The sequence below is a fragment of the Sphingomonas sp. CD22 genome (assembly GCF_034556155.1).
Lineage (GTDB): Bacteria > Pseudomonadota > Alphaproteobacteria > Sphingomonadales > Sphingomonadaceae > Sphingomonas.
The window spans coordinates 683,908-700,948 of record NZ_JAYDYX010000001.1; the positions used below are offsets into that span (position 1 = coordinate 683,908).

Genomic DNA, 17,041 nt, shown 5'->3' on the forward strand with positions numbered 1-17,041 from the left:
ATCAAGCCGCCGCCGACAGGGGCAGGCCGACGACCGGGTGCCAGCTCATCAGGCGCCCGCGCACCAGCACGACCGCGGTCGCAGTCTCGACGGCGGCAGGGCGCAAAGGTTCGACCGCCGTCCCGTCCTTCGACGGGATCGACGCGGATTGCATCGTCATGGTCATTCTCTCCGGTGCGGGTGACCCGCGGGTTGCTGGGTTAGGCGGCGGCGCGCTTGATCTGGGCGATCCGATTGAGCAGCACGCCCAGCGCGTCGAATGCGGTCTGAATATCGCGGTGCGCGTCGAGCAGCTCGGCGTTGGACAGCGACGAGCCGCCGCACGATCCGGGCGCCGCCGCGACGACGAGCTTGTGAACCGCGCCGGTCATTGCCGGCAGCGCGTCCGTGTCGCAGGTGGCGCCGATCGGCACCGACCGACGGCCGAAGTGATTCAGCACGGGCTCGAAGGCGTGTGGATCGAGCGCGAGCAGGTTCGCCGCCGTGTCGAAGCAGAGTAGCGACTTCTCATCGCGAGCGTTCCGCACCGTCTTTTCGTCGACGCCGCCCAGGTTGCGCGCGACCCGCGTCGGCCCGTGCGTCTGACAGAGCGGCAGCAGGACGCTTGCCAGCATTTCACGGGCATCGTCTTCCGTCAGCAAATTCACGGACGGGCGTACAGTCGCGCTATCAGCGGTCATATTGAGCACCATGGACAGGGGAAATCTTGGAAGCGCGCCTAAGGCCGTCAGGCTGGCGGTGGCTCGGGCGATCGTAGCGCGGGCGGCGGTTGAGCAACGTCGAGTGGCCGAGCGCGGCGACGCCGCAGATCGACAGCCATGCGGCGGCGAGCGCGGGCCACATCATGCCGCCGCCTGCGACGTCGGTTCGGCCTCGACCGGGTATATGTCGGGCCGCAATTCGTGCCGGGAAACACCGGTCGCAGCTTCGACCGGGATCACATATTCGGCGGGAACGCGATGCGACTTGCGGAGCCAATGCCAGACCGAAGGCTGGGATACACCAACAGCGCGAGCGAGCCCGGCCTGTCCTCCTGCGGCATCCACCGCGCGTTGCACTGCGACCTTTTCCATATGACGGGGTATAGCACAGCCTATACCCCAAGCAATAGGCATTCTTTAGTATTAGCCGATAGGGAATCCTATACATGCGAACCGATGACACTCGGCGAACGAATGGCTGCCCGCATGAAGGCACTCGGTCTTAGCCAAGCTGAGTTGGCGCGCCGCGTTAAGGTGTCTCAGCCTACCATTTCCGCCATATTCAATGGCGACACCCAACGGCCGAAGCACCTGCGCGCTATCGCTCTGGAGCTAGAGACGACCGAAGCGTGGCTCCTCGGCGAGACGGAAGACGCGGGCGCGGGTGCGCTGGGCGCGCTCGATCGCGATGCTATGGCCGAAAAACTTGGCCTCTGGCTTGTGCCCGAAATGGAGTTGAGCTTTGCCATGGGTGCCGGTTCGTTCCTCGACGTTTTCGAGCAGCGCGGCGTTCGGGCCTTTGATCGCGAGTGGCTCCGGTCGCTATCGGAAGGGAACCTGGCGAAGCTGTTCGTAGCGGACGGCGACGGCGACAGCATGGAGCCGACCCTGCGGGATGGCGATGCCGTCCTGATCGATGCCGCGCAAAAGGTCATCGACCGCCCGGATCGCATCTGGGCGATCGCTTACGGCGGTATGGGGATGATCAAGCGCGTTCGCCGCCTGCCGTCGGGCGGTTATGAGTTGATGAGCGACAACCAAGCGGTTCGCTCGATCACCGCGTCCGAAGCTGACATGCATGTTGTTGGCCGGGTCATCTGGATCGGCCGCCGCTTCTAAGGCATTCTGCCGGCATGCCATTGAAATCATTCTCGGCGTCCGTCGTTGGTGCGCCGTATCCGAACAGCGACGGCAGCAATCGGCAATTCGAAATCAAGCTCTGCGATCGGGGCGAGCGCTGCGACCTGCTGCCCGAGCCGAAGAACAAATTCGATGAGCATGCGGTGGCCGTCTTCTCGTCTCGGGGCGTGCAAATTGGCTACGTTTCGTCGGAACGTGCCGTCTATGTCGGCGGCCTGATCAGGGCAGGGCACCACCTCACAGCTTTGTTTCAAGAGGAAACGCCCTGGGGGGCCGCCCTGCGCGTGGGCATCAATTGCGAGCCCGACCTGCCTCCACTGTCTACGTTCCAGCCGCGCCAGCACGGTCAAACGAGCAGCGCCGATGACAGTGGTTTCTATCCCGATCCGATATACCCTGACGAATAGCTATATAGCTTAGCCTATTGACAGAACATAGGAGCAGCTATAGGTCAGCCTTATAGCCGAGCGACGCATTCCGCGCCGCCGCCGGTGACGAGGGACCACCCGATGGCCGACGCCGTCCACCAGCAGCAAGATACCAAGCTCTTCGCCGGGGGCTTCCTCGTCTGGAAGCTCAACAGCAAGGGTTTCGCCCACAAGGTCGCCGGCAAGCAGCTCCCATGGAAGCGGCACCCGACGATGCAGGAGGCGATCGCCGAGGCGCAGCGGCTGAACGCGCTGCACCCGGCCAGCACCTTCGTCGTCATCCAAGAGGTGGCACGCGTGAAGATGGTCGACGCTGCGGAGTTGGCGGCGTGATCGTCAACGGCGCCGCCGTCGATGGCACCGCGCTGCAGCGGTGCGACGCGCTGACGCTCGAGCAGAAGACCGACGTATTGCACTCGCTTGTGGGCGGCCGCCGGCGCGCGAAGCGCAAGACGGCGACCGGCGCCAAGGCTGACATGCTGGCGGAGCGGCCGGTGCAGCGCGCGCTTATCCGCCATTTCGCGGCGCTGGGCTGCTATGCGGTCCACACGCCGAACGGCAGCCAACTCGCGGGCGATGCGAAGGCGCGCGCGATGCAGATGGCGGCGCTCAAGAAAGATGGCGTCAGCCCTGGCTTTCCCGACCTGACGATCATCGATCAGACCATGCCGCGCATCGGCTTCGTTGAGGTGAAGCGCGAGGGCCGGACGGACCTCGATCCGGATCAAGTCACGTGGCGCGACGTGCTGCTCGGGCTCGGAATCCCCTGGGCGCTCGTCAACGATCCCGCCGGCGCGTCCGGCGTGCTGAAGTTGTGGGGGTGGCGGTGAGCCGGGCCGAAGTTTCGGCCCACATGGCCGCTATGCTGGTGTTCCTGCGGGATATAGGCCCGGACGGCTGCGACTATGCGCGCAGCAATCAGACGCTCGTCGCCCTTAAGGATCGCGGCTTTGCGCGCTTCGGCGGCACCCGCGCGAAGCCGCGCGTCGAGGCGTGGCATATCGAGCGCGAGGGCAGGGACTGGCTCGCCGCCCGCGCCGCCGCCGACGCGGCAATGGTGCTCTGATGGCAAAGGGTATCCTCGCCGTCTTCGATAAGCCGCCGGTCGGCCGTCAGGCGCTTTCCGCCATGTGGACGCCGAGCAAGCCGCGCGACCCGTGGTTCGGCACCGTCCGCGGCGGCGAGCGCTCGGCGATAGCCTTCGTCGGCGGCGATCGCTTCACCGACGAGCAGGAGGCCGCCCTGGTCTCGCTCGGGCGAGACGTGCCGACCGCGCCGGCCATGCTGGTGAAGCGGCAGGCCGGTGACGAGCTGACATGCGGCCCCTTCGATCTCCCCGAGGTCTTCCACTTCGAATGCCCGACGACGGGGGAGGTGAAGGCCGACGGCAAAATTCAAGTCATCACGCCCAGCGGCGCCGCCGCCTGGGTCTATCCCGACGGCTGGGCGCGGCGACCGCTGCGCACCCCCGCCGCCTATAACGTGCGGAGATTCTAATGACGCTGACGGATCACTTTCTTCACGCCGTCGGCGTGCTGTCGCACTCCGTTTTCGCCGGGGCAGGGGCTTCCGCCGCCGCCGTCATCGTCCTGACGATCCGGCCGCGTTGGGAGCGGATCAAGTATCTGTGCGCCGGCAATATCGAGCCCGAGGTCGCCGCGCCGCCGGTCCTCACCGTCCGCTATCGCTCGCACGATGCCGCCGCCGCGCAGCACGCCCAGGTGGCGCAGTGAGGCGCCCCCGGATCGTGACGCGCCTCGCGCGAGCCCTGCGCCGCCCTGGCGCTTGCTCGCACGGTGAGCAGTCTTCCCTCGAATGCGAGCGGTGCTTTCGCGCCTCGCACGCAGCGCCGCCGCGGCGCGCACCTTCCCCTCGGATTGGAGCTCAACCCATGACCGATCGACCCGCGGGCGATTTCACGATCGTCGAGAATATCGTCGCCGGCTTCGTCACGATCGTCGGCGTGGCGCTGCTCGCCGTCGCGTGCCTCGCCGACATGACGCGCACCCGGTTCGGGAGCGCCGGACGATGACCGCCGCCGCCGACCAAGCCCTTCCGCCGCGCGTCGCGCTGGAAGAGCTGACGCCGACGATCGTCGCCGCGTTCGCGGATGACACGTGCCTGATCTGGTCGAGCGAGCATCGCCGATACTGGCGGGCTGGTGGGCGTGGGTACGCCGCCGCCGACTATGACGCGGGTCGCTTCACCTTGGACGAAGCCTATTTGCGGACAAAGCATTGCGACCCGTCCAAGGGCATCATGTTCGAAAGAGCCGCCGGTAACGTTGAGCATCTGAAGAAGCAGCTCCACGACGAGCGCGCGCTGACCCGTCGCCTAAGCGACACGAACCGGAAGCTTAGCGGGGCGGTTGAGGCTGCACCGCCGGTCGCGCTAACGGCGGGATCGTGGTGGTATCCTGACGGCGACACTTCGTCGGATTCCTGCATGTTTTCGGCCAGTGAGGTGGTCGACCATTTCGTCGAGGGTTTCGACGGCCGTGCCGGTGTTTGCGTGATCGAGCGGGCCGTCTCCCTCCCCGACGTTTATGCCGCCGTGCGCGTGCTGACCGAAGACGAATGCGAGCTACTCGGCGTCGACGATGAGGTTTCCTATACCCTTTTCGCGACGCGGGAGGCCGCCGAAGCGGCGGTCGCCGCCATGATGAACGATGGCGCTGCCGAGGTGACCCCATGATCGGCGATCAGCACGGGCCGAACGTCGCCGCCGCGGTCGAGGAAGCGCTGGGCGGGGCGTTCTGCGCCGGCTTCCGCGAAGGCTGGATCGTCGGGCAGTCGCCCGACGGCGTCGACCGTGGTGACCTCGTCGAGCGGTATCCGCAGGCGATCGAGAGCGAGCCCGGCACGGCTTGGGCGGATCACCGCGATCACTTCCTTGCGATGCTGCCCGCGGCATGGCTGTCGCCCGCTGCCGCCGGCGAGGCGCGCCGCATCGCGGTTCAATTCGAGGCGTCGCGGCTGGGCTGGCTCAATCTGGAAGCGGCCGGCGGCGGCATCGTCGCGGGGAAGCGCGTAACGGAACGCGACGCGGTCGTAGCGGCGGGCGTGCTCGATTGGGTGATCGGAAGCATGCTTCCGCTGCTCGTCATGGGAGGCAAGAATGCCCGCTGATCAAGCCGTCGGCCGAGTCGATCGCCGCTTGTGGTGCATGCACACGATCGGGCCGGATGACGTTTACGCTGCACCCGACTTTGATACCGCCGCCGAATGGGCCGATCGTAACAATCGGCTGGCGGAGCAATACACCGTCGAAGCCGGCCGCCAGAATGACCCGCTGTGGCCATTTGTGCGCTCCGTCGTCGCTGTATGGCCGTGGAGCGCGGAAGCGCACGCGAGGGAGCTGCCGGGGAGCGTCTCGGCCTGCTCGCCGCCGGCCACGCCGCCGCCCACGCCAGCCGACGAGCTGATCGCCCTCGCGGATCGCGTGAAAGCGCTGAAATCGAGCGACAGCTCCGTAGACGTGTTGGTCGAAATCGCGCTGTTCACCGCCTCGCCGAAGGCTGTCAGCGTCCGGGCGAACGCCGCCGGAACGAAGGTCATCTATACCGACGCCGACGGCAACGAGACGACGCATTGGCCGTGGGATTGGACGCATCAGCAGCTCGGCAAGTCCAACCGCCGCGCCCATACCGCCGCCGCCCTTCGCGCTCGCGCTGTCGACATGATGGAGAGACGGCCATGACCGCCCGCGCAAAGGCCGCTTATCCGCGCCGGTCGGTGATAGATCGCGCGATCACGGCGGCGAAGGATGCCGGCATGAAGATCGGCGGTTTCGAGGTCGATCCCGACGGGACCGTTCGCATTCTGACAGAGCGGACGCTGCCGGCTGCCGACGACGCCTATGCGAAATGGGCTGCGAAGCGGGCGCGCGGTTGATGGCGGCCGGGCTCCATATCGTATCGAAGCGAAAGGCGGGGCGCGCTCTCCGCTGGTATGTCTATGCGTGGCGCGGCGGCCCCCTCATTCACAAGTCGGAAGGGACGCGGCCGAAGATCACCGCCGCGCTGACCGACGCCGCCGCCGAGGCGCGAAAGGCCGGGCGCGAAACGCCTGCGCGCAGCTCGTCGAACATCGCCGGGCTGATCACGGCCTTCCGCACGGCGCCCGAGTTTCAAAAGCTCGCGCAGTCGACGCGCACGTCGCACAACACATGGCTCGGACGGATCGAGGAAGAATTTGGCGATACGCCACTGACTGTCTTCGAAGATCGCCGGGTCAGGGCCGACGTGCTCGACTGGCGCGACAAATGGGCTGACAAGCCGCGCAGTGCCGATGCTGCGATGCAGACATTTTCGCGGCTGCTGAGCTGGGGATATGACCGCGGGAAGCTGACCGTCAACGTCGTGAAGGGCTTCGGTCAGCTCTATGATGCGAATCGCTCGGACGTCATCTGGAACGCCGACGATTTCGCGCGGATCGCCGCGGCCGCGTCGGTCGAGGTCAACGAGGGTGTCGCCCTGGCGGCATTTACTGGCCTGCGCCGCGGTGATCTCGTTGAGCTGCCATGGGATGCCATCGGCGAGCACGCGATAATCTGGAAGACGAACAAGAGCCGCGGGCGCAACCTCGCGACGATCCCGCTGCTGCCGGAAACGAAGGCACTGCTCGCGCGGATCGTTGAGCGCCACGCGGCAGACATGGCCGGCAGGCCCGAGGCGAAGCGTCGGCCGCTACCCGCGACGGTGCTCGCTAACAGCCGCTGGCAACCTTGGACGGCGACTGGCTTCGGCAGCCGCTTCGACGACGCCAAAAAGGCCGCCGGGATTACGAAGCACCTTCACGACCTTCGCGGCACGTTCGTGACGCGCTGCTGCATCGCCGGCCTCAACGATCGCGAGATTAGCGACATTGTCGGCTGGCATACAAAAGACGTCGCCGCAATTCGTGCGAAGTATGCCGATCAGGCGCGGGTCGTCGTAGCGATCGGGGAGCGGTTGGCGAAGGCAACGATTAGCTGAGGTAACACGCGAGTTCAGAGCCCGAAGCGCCTTAGTCGCTGCTAAGCGTTGGCGGATGTGGGAACGACGCTCTTTCGATGAGCGTCGGCGTCAAAACGGCTGACAAAACCAAATAATTAAGACGTCTAAGTCGCGGCGCCATAATGGTCCTCAACCCCGGCGGCCGCGAAGGAAGTGTAAGATGCGATCAGCAAAATGATCCTTACCTCGTTTTTTAAGTTCGAGAACTAGTACGTTCCAAGGAGGTATGATCGCACAATAGCCCGGTGAACTTGGGCCAGTATACATTCCGCCACCCGGACCAGTATAAAGCCCCCCGCCTGGACCGGTATACAGGCCGCCGCCCGGGCCAGTGTAGAGGCCACCTCCAACTCCAGTATAAAGGCCGCCGCCTGGACCGGTGTATAGGCCGCCGCCGGGGCCCGTATACATTCCGCCGCCAGCACCTGTGTACATCCCTCCACCCGGACCAGTGTAGGCCCCTCCACCAGGGCCAGTGTATAACCCTCCACCGGGGCCGGTGTATGCTCCACCCCCTGGGCCGGTATAAAGATTGCGAGGCCACATCTACACATTTTCCCTACGAGCCAGGTGAAAAGTATTGTAGTATTCAGTTAAACCATAGGCTACCAAATGTGCGCTTTTCCGATAGTCCAAGACGACGCATACGCATTTTCAGCAGTGTGTATTCCACCGATCCTATAGTTTTTTGCAGGCTATCAAGAATGCCGGCTGCGATTGCAATTATTTCCGCCACTATTTCACGCTCCAAGCGCCACTTGCGCTGATTGACAGCAAATGAAACGACTGTAACTGCATAAATCAATACTACAGCTATTCCATAAGTAATTCCAACTGCGGAGACAATGCCGCGCGGAAATAGTTGGTATAAATCCGGTCTAATTGATATCAAAATAATGGTCATGCTGGCAGCTACCAACGCTAGAGCCGCGAAAATGCCAACTTGTTTCCAAACCTGCGAGCGAGACTTCGCCAAATCGTAGGTCACTTGCTCCGCAACATTGATAAGTTCATGAAGCTCGGATAGGGACTTCTGCGCAGAACTAGGTAGCTCATCAAAGATACTGCTAGCCATTTCAACTATTCCACCAGTCTGACAAATGATTTATACGATCACGCATGTGGGCAAACAGTGCTCGCGTTTGCGAATCATTTAGCCGTGATTCCTGCGTTTGACCGTTCCAAATAAATTCCTCGTGCCACGACGAAACGGGTAGGCTTTCATATCGAAAGCGGTTGCCGCCGATCCTTTTTACTAGATCGTCCACTGCATCGGCAAAGCCCGCAGGGGTCGCGTGGTGGTAATAGGTCTGTGCAGCGTCCAGCCTATCGAAGAAGAGGTCCGCTTTATTGACGATTACCATCAGCCAAAATGATCCGCCCGTTCGAGAATGGGCATCTTTCATTCGTTGCACAATATCACGAAAATCCCGAAGTTCAGCTTCAAGGTTGAATTCACGGAGCTTATCGATCGTGTCGATACCCTCACGGGTTATTCGGTCCGCGGCAACGGCACTCTGCCGTTCCGCATTGTAGCCCCAGTCGGCAACATATATGATACCTTGAAGCTTCTTGTGACGGTTTAGCGCCTCGTGGAGTCCATTTGCCCGTTCTCGCGAATCCTGCCCGGGTATCGTTCGGATCAAGAGCGGACGTTGTCCCAAATTAAGGACAGCGCTTTCCACCTTCGTGGATAAATGCGGGGGCTGCCAATTAACATCACCAATCTGGCCGCTGAGACGTTCCATCAGGACTGACTTTCCTGCGCCTGCTCTTCCTACGACAACTACGTCAGTGCGGCCCCAGCCTAAGGCAACAAGCCCGCGATACGCCCACGTTCTGATGAAGTTGCGGTACTTGTACGCCAGCAATGGAACCCGAATAAATTTCGGGACAATCTCTGACCACGCTTCGTCGATCGGCATTTAGCTCCCCCTCCCAAGAGCCGGGAGTGTTGCCTGATTTTGCACGTCGATGCAAAGCCAGCAAATATGGTGCGCCCGTTTGGCCTAGAGAAGAAACCTTGTTGAGAGGTTCAAGCTGGCGCCAGGCGGTAAGTCCAGCCCCCCTTCCAGATAATTCGCTTAGGAAGCAGGCCTTCTAGCTGCGGGACGCGCCTTCTGAGAGCCGGTGCCAAGCCCCCCCCAGGTTGGAATGGGGCATGATCCGCGATGAGCAGAACGATCACTTGCATCGCAGCCGTCGATCCCCCCCCGCCTCCGCAGTAAAAAGCTGGATAGACATCAAGCATCGGGCGGAGCTCCGCCTTGCTGTAAACCGGGGTGTAAACCGTTTCCTGCACTTCGTCAGAAGCGGCAGAAAACTGGTCGGGGAGACAGGATTCGAACCTGCGACATCCTGCTCCCAAAGCAGGCGCGCTACCGGACTGCGCCACTCCCCGACGCGTGGCTCCTTAGGCGCGGGGCGATGGGGGACGCAAGCGCCAATCCGATCTCCCCGTCGGCGAAGCCGTGTCCCATCCAATGCCGATGCTCGCCGACGATCCCGCCCACCGGCGGTCGCTCAAGGTAAGGCTTGGCGAAAAAGATATGCAACCATTTCGGAGTATTGTTCAGAAGTTAACAGGCCAGCCAAAATGCAATACTGTGTCTGTAAATGAGACGAATCTCGGAAAATTATCAATGATGATCGACTTGACGTCGAATTGCGCTCACGATCTAATTCACTGATCGACCGGGGGAAGTCGAATCGAAGGGGAGTGATCATGAAGGTAATGTATTGCGCGCTGTTGAGCGCGCTTTTTGTTTGTGCGCCGGCCACGGCGCAGACGGCAATGCCGATCATCGCTGGGGCACAGGACGCGGCTGTTCTGCGCGCCGGGACGAGCGTGCCGCTGAAGATGGCGGAAGCTTTGACGACCAACGGCAAGAAGCTCAAGGTCGGGCAGCGCTTCCAGTTGCAGACCGCCGAGCCGATTGCACTCAATGGTATGACGGTCATTCCGGCGGGCAGCCCGGTGACCGGCGAAGTCACCGAAGTGCGCAACAAGGGCATGTGGGGCAAGTCCGGCCGCATCAACGCCCGCGTGCTCTTCGTGCGGGCGAACGGCCGTCAGATCCGCATGTCGGGCCAGTTGGATGACAAGGGCACGACCGGGACGGTCGGCGTCGTCGGGGCGATCGCCGTCATCCCGGTCGCAGGCTTCTTCGTCACCGGCACCAGCGCCAACATTCCGCTCGGGGCGCCGGCGACCGGCTTCATCGACGAGGACGTGCCGGTCGCCTTTGCCGGCGGCGCTCCGGCGGCGATGGTCGTCGCGCCGGCCGCTCCGGCGGCGGTGGTGGCACCGATCAAGGTTGCACCGGCGGCATCGGTACCTGCTACGAAATGACCTGACGGACGGCGATCCTGCTCGGCGGGGTCGCCGTTTTTCGATGGCTCCTGCCACGTCGCCGATCGCTCGGCGGCATGCCGGAACGGACCGCACCTGCCGGGCGTGGGGATGGTGCCGGTTGCAGGAATCGAACCCGCGACCTTCGGTTTACAAAACCGCTGCTCTACCAGCTGAGCTAAACCGGCAATCGGCGCACTCCATGGATCAAGCGGTGCGGCTAGTCCAGAGGGCTTTGCCGCTGGCGGCGCAGCGCGTCCCAATGCGCGAGCCGTTCCTGCAACCGCGCCTCGAAGCCGCGGCCGCTCGGTTCGTAATAGGTCTGCGGCGGCAATTCGTCGGGCCAGTAATTGGCGCCCGAGAAGGCGTCGTCGGTGTCGTGGTCGTAGGCGTAATCCGCCCCATAGCCGATCTGCTTCATCAGCTTGGTGGGTGCGTTGAAGATATTGGCGGGCGGCATCAGCGAGCCCGTCTCCTTCGCGCTGCGCCACGCCTTCTTCTGCGCCATATAGGCCGCATTCGATTTGGGTGCGGTGGCGAGATAGAGGCAGGCCTGCGCGATCGCCAATTCGCCCTCGGGCGAGCCGAGGAAGTCGTAGGTGTCCTTCGCCGCGATGCACTGGACCAGCGCCTGCGGGTCGGCGAGGCCGATATCCTCGACCGCGGCGCGGGTCAGGCGGCGGAGCAGGTAGAGTGGTTCCTCGCCGGCGGTGAGCATGCGTGCGAGATAATAGAGCGCCGCCTGCGGGTCGGAGCCGCGGATGCTTTTGTGGAGCGCGCTGATGAGGTTGTAATGGCCCTCGCGGTCCTTGTCGTAGACTGCGACGCGGCGCTGGAGGAAGCTCGACAGGCCGGCGGGGTCTAGAGGCGCGTCGATGGCGACCGAGAACAAAGTTTCGGCCTGGTTGAGCAGGAAGCGGCCGTCGCCGTCGGCGCTGGCGAGCAGCGCGTCGCGCGCCGGCGGGGTGAGCGGAAGCGGGCGCCCCTCGGCGGCCTCGGCGCGGTCGAGCAGCTTGGCGAGCGCGGTGGCGCCGAGACGGTGGAGGATGAGCACCTGCGCGCGGCTGAGCACGGCGGCGTTGAGCTCGAACGAGGGGTTCTCGGTGGTCGCGCCGACGAGGATGACGGTGCCGTCCTCGACGAACGGCAGGAAGCCGTCCTGCTGGGCGCGGTTGAAGCGGTGGATCTCGTCCACGAACAACAAGGTGCGCTTGCCGATGCGGGCGTGTTCGCGGGCCTCGGCGAAGGCCTTCTTGAGGTCGGCGACGCCCGAGAAGACCGCGGAGATGGCGACGAAGCGCAGGTCGACCGCGGCGGCGAGCAGGCGGGCGATCGTCGTCTTACCGGTGCCCGGCGGCCCCCATAGAATCATCGAGGAGAGGCGGCCCGCCGCGACCATCCTGCCGATCGCGCCGTCGGGGCCGGTGAGATGCTCCTGCCCGACGACGTCGGCGAGCGTCCGCGGGCGCAGCCGATCGGCGAGGGGGGCGTCGGCGCCCGGGACGTGGGGGGTCGGCTCCGGTTCGAGGCCGGTGAGCAGGTCTGCCATCCCGCCGAGATAGGCGGGCAGGGCGGGCGCGTCACCCCCCTGCCAACTTCGCTAGGCTGACGCTCAGACACGATGCCACCACGTCAAAATATATCTTGGAATGGTCTTGCCTCAGTTTCGATAAGATATATCTTCGGTGCATCGCGATAGCAAAAGGAATGACGATGTTTGGACATATGCATGGCCGCGGTGAACGCGGTCGCGGGCCGCGTGGCGGCTGGGACCAATGGGCGGCCCATGGCAAAGGGCGGTTCGACCCCTTTCGCCACGAAGGACGTGGCGGCGGCGGTGGCCGGCGACGGATGTTCGACGGCGGCGAGCTGCGGCTGGTGCTGCTCCGGATGATCGCCGACGAGCCGCGCCACGGCTATGAATTGATCAAGGCGGTCGAGGAACTGACCGGCGGCGCCTATGCGCCCTCGCCGGGAATGGTCTATCCGGCGCTGACGATGCTCGCCGAGATGGAGTTGATCGCCGAGCAGCCGTCGGAGACGGCACGCAAGCGCTTCGTCGTCACCGCGGCGGGGGAGGCGCATCTCGCCGACCATGAAGAGCAGGTCGTGATGCTGATGGCGCGGCTGGCCGAGATCGGCGCGCATCGTGCGCGCCATGATCGGGCGCCGATCCGGCGGGCGATGCGCAACCTGCGCGACGTGGTGATGGATCGGGTCGAGGCGGGCGACCTGTCCGACGATGCGGTGCACGAGGTCGCGGCGCTGATCGACGGCATCGTCCAGAAGATCGAGCGGCTCAAGTGAGCGTCTCGGTCGCCCGGGTGCCGACGGGGTCGGCGAGCCGCTATCTCCAGCAACTGGCGAAGCATTGGAGCCACAAGATGGAGGTCAGCTTCACCGCCGAGGAAGGCAGCATCGCCTTTCCCAACGGATCGCTGCTGGCGATGAAGGCGGATAGCGAGACGCTCGATCTGGTGCTGACCGTGCCGGACGGCGAGGATGATGCACGGATGCGCGAGGTGGTGGCGAGCCATCTCGACCGGTTCGCGTTCCGCGAGGCGCCGCTGACCTTCGACTGGCGGGAGGGGTAGGGGGCGTACGTCCTCCCCCGCCAGGGGGAGGTGGCAGCGCGAAGCGCTGACGGAGGGGGAGGATGGGGCGGGAGCGTCGTAACAAGGCTTCCGCCCTGTCCCCCCTCCACCACCCGGCTGCGCCGGGCGGTCCCCCTCCCCCTGGCGGGGGAGGATTAGGGCCTTACCAGTTCGAGGTAGGTGTCCAGCACCGTCTGGTTGGCGGTGTCCCAGCGATAGGTTGCGGCGCGCGCGACGCCGGCGGCGCCCATCCGCGCCTTGAGCCCCGGTTCGGTGACGATGCGCTCGATCGCATCCGCATAGCCGGCGATATCGGTCGGCTCGACCAGAAATCCCGTCACGCCATGCTCGACGAGATCGACCGCGCCGGTCGCGCGCGCGGCCACCACCGGCACGCCGGCGGCCATCGCTTCGGTGGTGACGTTCCCGAACGTCTCGGTGATCGAGGGGTTGAAGAACACGTCCATCGACGCGACCGCGCGGCCGAGATCGTCGCCCGACTGGAAGCCGGCGAAGATCGCCCCCGGCGCCTGCTGCGCGAACCAATCCTGCGCCGGGCCCTTGCCGATCACCAGCACCTTGTGCGGCACGCCGCGGCGGGTGAGGTCCTTGATCACCTCGGCGAAGACGTCGAGGCCCTTTTCCTTCACCAGCCGGCCGAGGAAGCCGACCGCGATCTCGTCGTCGCCGATCCCCAATTCGCGCCGCCACGCGAGGCTGCGCCGTTCGGGAACGAAACGATCGTGGTCGATGCCGCGCGACCAGATCGTGATCGGCGTCGTCACCCCCCATTCGCGCAGCAGCGCGCCCATGCTGGGGCTCGGCGGCATCACCCGGTCGACGCGATTGTAGAAGCGCCGCATCAGCGCCTTGATCCACGGTTCGACGAAGCCGATCCGATAATAGCGGAAATAGGTCTCGAACCGGGTGTGGAAGGAGGCGAGGCTGGGTATGCCGTTGCGCCGCGCCCAGCTCACCGCGCCATGGTTGAGCAGGTCCGGCGCGGAGACGTGGACGAGATTGGGGGCGAAGGCTTCGAGATCGGCGCGGGTCCGGGCTGGCAGATAGCGGCCGAGCAGATATTCGGCGCGGCCGCCCGGCATCGGGATCGCCGGCACCGAGACGAGGTCGCCGGTCGGCGGGAAGGCGGGCGGATCGATCGTCGGCGAATAGACGCGCACCGTGACGCCGTGCGCCAGCAGATGCCCGACGAGCAGGTTCAGCGCCTGATTGGCACCATCGCGCGTGTAATTGTAATTGCCGCTGAACAGCGCGACACGAAGATCGGATGGTTGCATGCTGCCGCCGGCCATAGCGGCGCGATTGCGGCGTGACTATGTCGGCGGTTCAACAGCCAAGGGTGTCGCCGATGACCGACCTGTCCGCCTTTCCGATCACGCAGCGCTGGCCGGCGCAGCATCCCGATCGCATCCAGCTCTACTCGCTGCCGACGCCCAACGGCGTCAAGGTGTCGATCATGCTGGAGGAGACGGGGCTGCCGTACGAGCCGCACCGGATCGACTTCGGCCAGGACGATCAGAAATCGGCGGCGTTCGTCTCGCTCAACCCCAATGGCAAGATCCCGGCGATCCTCGATCCCGACGGGCCGGGCGGACAGCCGTTCGGGCTGTTCGAGAGCGGTGCGATCCTGCTCTATCTCGCGGAGAAGAGCGGGCAATTCCTGCCGATCGACCCGGCCGGGCGGTGGCAGGCGATCCAATGGGTGATGTTCCAGATGGGCGGGGTGGGGCCGATGTTCGGGCAGCTCGGCTTCTTCCACAAATTCGCCGGGCGCGAATACGAGGACAAGCGGCCGCGCGATCGCTACGTCGCCGAAGTGGTGCGGTTGCTGGGGGTGATCGACGCGGCGCTGGCGGGCAAGGACTGGCTGCTGGGCGCGGACTATTCGGTGGCGGACATCGCGCATCTCGGCTGGGTGAATGCGCTGGTCGGTTTCTATGAGGCGGGCGAACTGGTCGGGATCGACCGGTTCGCGAATGTGAATGCATGGCTGGCGCGCGGGCTGGCGCGGCCGGCGGTGCAGCGGGGGTTGGCGATTCCGGGGTGATATCGAGCGTGCTGCATGGGTGACGCGTGTCTTCCTCCCCCTGGCGGCGGAGGACTTGGGTGGTGCTTTACCGTTAGGGAACGGGGACGCGGCGCGGATCGCGGCTGATCCTTCCCGGTACGGGGAGGGGGACCGCCGGAAGAGCCGGTGGTGGAGGGGGGCTTCCTCGGGGAACGGCGTTTGGGGAAGCCCCCCTCCGTCACGGCTGCGCCGTGCCACCTCCCCGTGCCGGGGAGGATACTCGTCACCCTCCCCGTCGAAGGTCCTGACGGATCCATCCCGAAATCTGTTCCCTTCCCGTTCTCCTCCGCCTATATCGCCGGGCATGGCGAAACCGCAGAAACGATATGTGTGCCAGGCGTGCGGATCGGTCTCGCATCGCTGGGCGGGGCAGTGTGGCGATTGCGCCGAATGGAACACGTTGGTCGAGGAGGCGGCGGCGGTGGTCACGCCGTTCCAGGCCAAGCACGACCTGCGCACCGGCGGGCGATCGTTCGAGCTGGTCGGGCTGGACGCCGATATCGTGCTGCCCGAGCGGATGGCGACGGGGATCGCCGAGCTCGACCGCGCGCTCGGCGGCGGGTTCGTCGAGGGGTCGGCGACGCTGATCGGCGGCGATCCGGGGATCGGCAAATCGACCCTGCTGTTGCAGGCCGCCGCCAAGCTGGCGCTCGCCGGCAAGAGCGTCGCCTACGTCTCGGGCGAGGAGGCGACCGATCAGGTGCGGCTGCGCGCGCGGCGGCTCGGCATCGGTCATGCGCCGGTGCAGCTCGCCGCGGCGACCTCGACGCGCGATATCCTGACGACGCTGTCGATGGGGCCGCCGCCCGCGCTGCTCGTGATCGATTCGATCCAGACGATGCATTCCGACCTGATCGAAGGCGCGCCCGGCACCGTCAGCCAGGTGCGCGCGTCGTCGCAGGAGCTGATCCGCTTCGCCAAGGAACGCGGCACGGCGCTGGTGCTGGTCGGCCACGTCACCAAGGACGGGTCGATCGCCGGGCCGCGCGTGCTCGAACATATGGTCGATACCGTGCTCGCGTTCGAGGGCGAGCGCAGCCATCAATATCGCATCCTGCGCGCGATCAAGAACCGCTTCGGCGGGACGGACGAGATCGGCGTGTTCGCGATGCAGAGCGAGGGGCTGGCGGAGGTGTCCAATCCCTCCGCGCTGTTCCTGACGCAGCGCGACGAGGGGGTGACGGGGACGACGGTATTCCCCGCGCTGGAGGGGACGCGGCCGGTGCTGGTCGAGATCCAGGCGCTGGTGGTGCGGCTGGCGAGCGGGGCGACGCCGCGGCGTGCGGTGGTCGGCTGGGACAGCGGCCGGCTGGCGATGATCCTCGCGGTGCTCGAGGCGCGGTGCGGGCTAAGCTTCTCCAATGCCGAGGTCTATCTCAACATCGCCGGCGGCTATCGCGTGCAGGACCCGGCGGCGGACATGGCGGTAGCGGCGGCGTTGGTCTCCGCGCTGTCGGAGCGGCCGGTGGCGATCGACGCGGTGGCGTTCGGCGAGGTCGCGCTGTCGGGCGAGATCCGGCCGGTGGCGCATGGCGCGTTGCGGCTGAAGGAGGCGGGCAAGCTCGGGTTCGAGCGGGCGTTGGTGCCGGCGGCGGTAGCCAAGGAGGAGAGCGCGCTGCGGCTGACGGGGTTTCGGACGCTGGGGGAGTTCGTGGATCATATGTTGGGGCGGTGAGCGGAGGGGGGCTTCGTGGGTCCGATTGGTCCTCGACCTCCCCATTCGTCATCCCCGCGACGGCGG

The 17,041-nt window shown here is 65.2% G+C and carries 26 protein-coding genes and 2 tRNA genes; 18 read left to right on the forward strand and 10 right to left on the reverse strand.

Annotated features, from left to right (window positions below):
* Position 1: 1 nt before the first annotated feature.
* Genes SFC76_RS03090 through SFC76_RS03105 form a run of 4 tightly spaced genes read right to left on the reverse strand, consistent with a single transcriptional unit; the run spans position 2 to position 1,073 of the window.
* Positions 2-160 carry a hypothetical protein gene (locus SFC76_RS03090; protein ID WP_322848012.1) on the reverse strand — a complete coding sequence of 53 codons (159 nt, stop codon included), beginning with the start codon at positions 158-160 and terminating at the stop codon, positions 2-4.
* A gap of 40 nt (positions 161-200) precedes the next feature.
* Positions 201-647 carry a hypothetical protein gene (locus SFC76_RS03095; RefSeq protein ID WP_322848013.1) on the reverse strand — a complete coding sequence of 149 codons (447 nt, stop codon included), beginning with the start codon at positions 645-647 and terminating at the stop codon, positions 201-203.
* A gap of 22 nt (positions 648-669) precedes the next feature.
* On the reverse strand, positions 670-846 hold the full coding sequence (locus SFC76_RS03100; RefSeq protein ID WP_322848014.1) for a hypothetical protein: 177 nt from the start codon (positions 844-846) through the stop codon (positions 670-672).
* The gene (locus SFC76_RS03105) at positions 843-1,073 is read right to left on the reverse strand and encodes a transcriptional regulator (protein WP_322848015.1); all 231 of its coding nucleotides are present in this window, start codon (positions 1,071-1,073) and stop codon (positions 843-845) included. Before SFC76_RS03105 ends, SFC76_RS03100 begins: the two co-directional genes overlap by 4 nt.
* An 84-nt stretch (positions 1,074-1,157) precedes the next feature.
* Here SFC76_RS03105 and SFC76_RS03110 point away from each other — a divergent pair, with 84 nt between their 5' ends.
* From SFC76_RS03110 to SFC76_RS03170, 13 genes are all read left to right on the forward strand, one after another.
* A complete protein-coding gene (locus SFC76_RS03110; protein WP_322848016.1) occupies positions 1,158-1,820 on the forward strand; it encodes a helix-turn-helix transcriptional regulator in 663 nt (220 codons plus the stop codon).
* Between the two features lie 14 nt (positions 1,821-1,834).
* Complete coding sequence (locus SFC76_RS03115) at positions 1,835-2,248, forward strand: HIRAN domain-containing protein (RefSeq protein ID WP_322848017.1); 414 nt, start codon at positions 1,835-1,837, stop codon at positions 2,246-2,248.
* A gap of 102 nt (positions 2,249-2,350) precedes the next feature.
* A complete protein-coding gene (locus SFC76_RS03120) occupies positions 2,351-2,602 on the forward strand; it encodes a hypothetical protein (protein WP_322848018.1) in 252 nt (83 codons plus the stop codon).
* A complete protein-coding gene (locus SFC76_RS03125; protein ID WP_322848019.1) occupies positions 2,599-3,099 on the forward strand; it encodes a VRR-NUC domain-containing protein in 501 nt (166 codons plus the stop codon). Before SFC76_RS03120 ends, SFC76_RS03125 begins: the two co-directional genes overlap by 4 nt.
* A 23-nt stretch (positions 3,100-3,122) precedes the next feature.
* A complete protein-coding gene (locus SFC76_RS03130; protein ID WP_322848020.1) occupies positions 3,123-3,335 on the forward strand; it encodes a hypothetical protein in 213 nt (70 codons plus the stop codon).
* Entirely contained in the window at positions 3,335-3,766 is a 432-nt protein-coding gene (locus tag SFC76_RS03135; RefSeq protein WP_322848021.1) for a hypothetical protein, read from the forward strand. Before SFC76_RS03130 ends, SFC76_RS03135 begins: the two co-directional genes overlap by 1 nt.
* The gene (locus SFC76_RS03140; RefSeq protein WP_322848022.1) at positions 3,766-4,002 is read left to right on the forward strand and encodes a hypothetical protein; all 237 of its coding nucleotides are present in this window, start codon (positions 3,766-3,768) and stop codon (positions 4,000-4,002) included. Before SFC76_RS03135 ends, SFC76_RS03140 begins: the two co-directional genes overlap by 1 nt.
* Positions 4,003-4,160: 158 nt before the next feature.
* Complete coding sequence (locus tag SFC76_RS03145) at positions 4,161-4,301, forward strand: hypothetical protein (protein WP_322848023.1); 141 nt, start codon at positions 4,161-4,163, stop codon at positions 4,299-4,301.
* Positions 4,298-4,963: a hypothetical protein gene (locus SFC76_RS03150; protein WP_322848024.1), complete on the forward strand. Its 666-nt coding sequence runs from the start codon at positions 4,298-4,300 to the stop codon at positions 4,961-4,963. The genes SFC76_RS03145 and SFC76_RS03150 overlap by 4 nt, the downstream gene beginning before the upstream one ends.
* The gene (locus SFC76_RS03155; protein ID WP_322848025.1) at positions 4,960-5,397 is read left to right on the forward strand and encodes a hypothetical protein; all 438 of its coding nucleotides are present in this window, start codon (positions 4,960-4,962) and stop codon (positions 5,395-5,397) included. Before SFC76_RS03150 ends, SFC76_RS03155 begins: the two co-directional genes overlap by 4 nt.
* 37 nt (positions 5,398-5,434) lie before the next feature.
* The gene (locus SFC76_RS03160; RefSeq protein WP_322848026.1) at positions 5,435-5,968 is read left to right on the forward strand and encodes a hypothetical protein; all 534 of its coding nucleotides are present in this window, start codon (positions 5,435-5,437) and stop codon (positions 5,966-5,968) included.
* Positions 5,965-6,162: a hypothetical protein gene (locus tag SFC76_RS03165; RefSeq protein WP_322848027.1), complete on the forward strand. Its 198-nt coding sequence runs from the start codon at positions 5,965-5,967 to the stop codon at positions 6,160-6,162. The genes SFC76_RS03160 and SFC76_RS03165 overlap by 4 nt, the downstream gene beginning before the upstream one ends.
* Entirely contained in the window at positions 6,162-7,244 is a 1,083-nt protein-coding gene (locus SFC76_RS03170) for a tyrosine-type recombinase/integrase (RefSeq protein WP_322848028.1), read from the forward strand. Before SFC76_RS03165 ends, SFC76_RS03170 begins: the two co-directional genes overlap by 1 nt.
* Before the next feature lie 610 nt (positions 7,245-7,854).
* Here the strand turns inward: SFC76_RS03170 and SFC76_RS03175 are convergent.
* The 3 genes from SFC76_RS03175 to SFC76_RS03185 form a co-directional block, all read right to left on the reverse strand.
* Positions 7,855-8,340, reverse strand: a complete 486-nt coding sequence (locus tag SFC76_RS03175; protein ID WP_322848029.1) for a hypothetical protein — start codon at positions 8,338-8,340, stop codon at positions 7,855-7,857.
* A gap of 1 nt (position 8,341) precedes the next feature.
* Positions 8,342-9,190: a GTPase domain-containing protein gene (locus tag SFC76_RS03180; protein WP_322848030.1), complete on the reverse strand. Its 849-nt coding sequence runs from the start codon at positions 9,188-9,190 to the stop codon at positions 8,342-8,344.
* 399 nt (positions 9,191-9,589) lie between these two features.
* Positions 9,590-9,666 (reverse strand) — tRNA-Pro (locus SFC76_RS03185).
* Positions 9,667-9,990: 324 nt separating this feature from the next.
* On the opposite strand from SFC76_RS03185, the gene SFC76_RS03190 reads away from it, so the two are divergent.
* Positions 9,991-10,617, forward strand: coding sequence for a hypothetical protein (locus SFC76_RS03190; protein ID WP_322848031.1), 627 nt, complete (start codon positions 9,991-9,993; stop codon positions 10,615-10,617).
* A 112-nt stretch (positions 10,618-10,729) separates the two neighbouring features.
* Here the strand turns inward: SFC76_RS03190 and SFC76_RS03195 are convergent.
* Together SFC76_RS03195 and SFC76_RS03200 are read right to left on the reverse strand one after the other, a co-directional pair.
* Positions 10,730-10,805: transfer RNA gene (locus SFC76_RS03195), tRNA-Thr, on the reverse strand.
* Positions 10,806-10,837: 32 nt separating this feature from the next.
* The gene (locus tag SFC76_RS03200; protein WP_322848032.1) at positions 10,838-12,166 is read right to left on the reverse strand and encodes a replication-associated recombination protein A; all 1,329 of its coding nucleotides are present in this window, start codon (positions 12,164-12,166) and stop codon (positions 10,838-10,840) included.
* Positions 12,167-12,330: 164 nt separating this feature from the next.
* On the opposite strand from SFC76_RS03200, the gene SFC76_RS03205 reads away from it, so the two are divergent.
* Positions 12,331-12,924 (forward strand): PadR family transcriptional regulator, encoded by a 594-nt coding sequence (locus tag SFC76_RS03205; protein ID WP_322848033.1) that lies wholly within the window; start codon positions 12,331-12,333, stop codon positions 12,922-12,924.
* Positions 12,921-13,211, forward strand: coding sequence for a DUF2218 domain-containing protein (locus SFC76_RS03210; protein ID WP_322848034.1), 291 nt, complete (start codon positions 12,921-12,923; stop codon positions 13,209-13,211). Before SFC76_RS03205 ends, SFC76_RS03210 begins: the two co-directional genes overlap by 4 nt.
* Before the next feature lie 155 nt (positions 13,212-13,366).
* Here SFC76_RS03210 and SFC76_RS03215 read toward each other — a convergent pair whose 3' ends face one another.
* The gene (locus tag SFC76_RS03215) at positions 13,367-14,509 is read right to left on the reverse strand and encodes a glycosyltransferase family 1 protein (protein ID WP_322848035.1); all 1,143 of its coding nucleotides are present in this window, start codon (positions 14,507-14,509) and stop codon (positions 13,367-13,369) included.
* A 71-nt stretch (positions 14,510-14,580) separates the two neighbouring features.
* Here SFC76_RS03215 and SFC76_RS03220 point away from each other — a divergent pair, with 71 nt between their 5' ends.
* Positions 14,581-15,279, forward strand: a complete 699-nt coding sequence (locus SFC76_RS03220) for a glutathione S-transferase N-terminal domain-containing protein (RefSeq protein ID WP_322848036.1) — start codon at positions 14,581-14,583, stop codon at positions 15,277-15,279.
* 325 nt (positions 15,280-15,604) lie between these two features.
* Entirely contained in the window at positions 15,605-16,975 is a 1,371-nt protein-coding gene (radA, locus tag SFC76_RS03225) for a DNA repair protein RadA (protein WP_322848037.1), read from the forward strand.
* Positions 16,976-17,041 lie beyond the last annotated feature (66 nt).

What these genes read in the sequence shown, in the direction of transcription:
- radA (WP_322848037.1), top strand. Translation starts at nt 15,605, where the DNA reads ATGGCGAAACCGCAGAAACGATATGTGTGCCAGGCGTGCGGATCGGTC.
- SFC76_RS03165 (WP_322848027.1), top strand. Translation starts at nt 5,965, where the DNA reads ATGACCGCCCGCGCAAAGGCCGCTTATCCGCGCCGGTCGGTGATAGAT.
- SFC76_RS03130 (WP_322848020.1), top strand. Translation starts at nt 3,123, where the DNA reads ATGGCCGCTATGCTGGTGTTCCTGCGGGATATAGGCCCGGACGGCTGC.
- SFC76_RS03175 (WP_322848029.1), bottom strand. Translation starts at nt 8,340, where the DNA reads ATGGCTAGCAGTATCTTTGATGAGCTACCTAGTTCTGCGCAGAAGTCC.
- SFC76_RS03215 (WP_322848035.1), bottom strand. Translation starts at nt 14,509, where the DNA reads ATGCAACCATCCGATCTTCGTGTCGCGCTGTTCAGCGGCAATTACAAT.
- SFC76_RS03100 (WP_322848014.1), bottom strand. Translation starts at nt 846, where the DNA reads ATGATGTGGCCCGCGCTCGCCGCCGCATGGCTGTCGATCTGCGGCGTC.
- SFC76_RS03115 (WP_322848017.1), top strand. Translation starts at nt 1,835, where the DNA reads ATGCCATTGAAATCATTCTCGGCGTCCGTCGTTGGTGCGCCGTATCCG.
- SFC76_RS03200 (WP_322848032.1), bottom strand. Translation starts at nt 12,166, where the DNA reads ATGGCAGACCTGCTCACCGGCCTCGAACCGGAGCCGACCCCCCACGTC.
- SFC76_RS03105 (WP_322848015.1), bottom strand. Translation starts at nt 1,073, where the DNA reads ATGGAAAAGGTCGCAGTGCAACGCGCGGTGGATGCCGCAGGAGGACAG.
- SFC76_RS03220 (WP_322848036.1), top strand. Translation starts at nt 14,581, where the DNA reads ATGACCGACCTGTCCGCCTTTCCGATCACGCAGCGCTGGCCGGCGCAG.
- SFC76_RS03140 (WP_322848022.1), top strand. Translation starts at nt 3,766, where the DNA reads ATGACGCTGACGGATCACTTTCTTCACGCCGTCGGCGTGCTGTCGCAC.
- SFC76_RS03160 (WP_322848026.1), top strand. Translation starts at nt 5,435, where the DNA reads ATGCACACGATCGGGCCGGATGACGTTTACGCTGCACCCGACTTTGAT.
- SFC76_RS03145 (WP_322848023.1), top strand. Translation starts at nt 4,161, where the DNA reads ATGACCGATCGACCCGCGGGCGATTTCACGATCGTCGAGAATATCGTC.
- SFC76_RS03205 (WP_322848033.1), top strand. Translation starts at nt 12,331, where the DNA reads ATGTTTGGACATATGCATGGCCGCGGTGAACGCGGTCGCGGGCCGCGT.
- SFC76_RS03170 (WP_322848028.1), top strand. Translation starts at nt 6,162, where the DNA reads ATGGCGGCCGGGCTCCATATCGTATCGAAGCGAAAGGCGGGGCGCGCT.
- SFC76_RS03180 (WP_322848030.1), bottom strand. Translation starts at nt 9,190, where the DNA reads ATGCCGATCGACGAAGCGTGGTCAGAGATTGTCCCGAAATTTATTCGG.
- SFC76_RS03120 (WP_322848018.1), top strand. Translation starts at nt 2,351, where the DNA reads ATGGCCGACGCCGTCCACCAGCAGCAAGATACCAAGCTCTTCGCCGGG.
- SFC76_RS03135 (WP_322848021.1), top strand. Translation starts at nt 3,335, where the DNA reads ATGGCAAAGGGTATCCTCGCCGTCTTCGATAAGCCGCCGGTCGGCCGT.
- SFC76_RS03150 (WP_322848024.1), top strand. Translation starts at nt 4,298, where the DNA reads ATGACCGCCGCCGCCGACCAAGCCCTTCCGCCGCGCGTCGCGCTGGAA.
- SFC76_RS03090 (WP_322848012.1), bottom strand. Translation starts at nt 160, where the DNA reads ATGACGATGCAATCCGCGTCGATCCCGTCGAAGGACGGGACGGCGGTC.
- SFC76_RS03155 (WP_322848025.1), top strand. Translation starts at nt 4,960, where the DNA reads ATGATCGGCGATCAGCACGGGCCGAACGTCGCCGCCGCGGTCGAGGAA.
- SFC76_RS03190 (WP_322848031.1), top strand. Translation starts at nt 9,991, where the DNA reads ATGAAGGTAATGTATTGCGCGCTGTTGAGCGCGCTTTTTGTTTGTGCG.
- SFC76_RS03110 (WP_322848016.1), top strand. Translation starts at nt 1,158, where the DNA reads ATGACACTCGGCGAACGAATGGCTGCCCGCATGAAGGCACTCGGTCTT.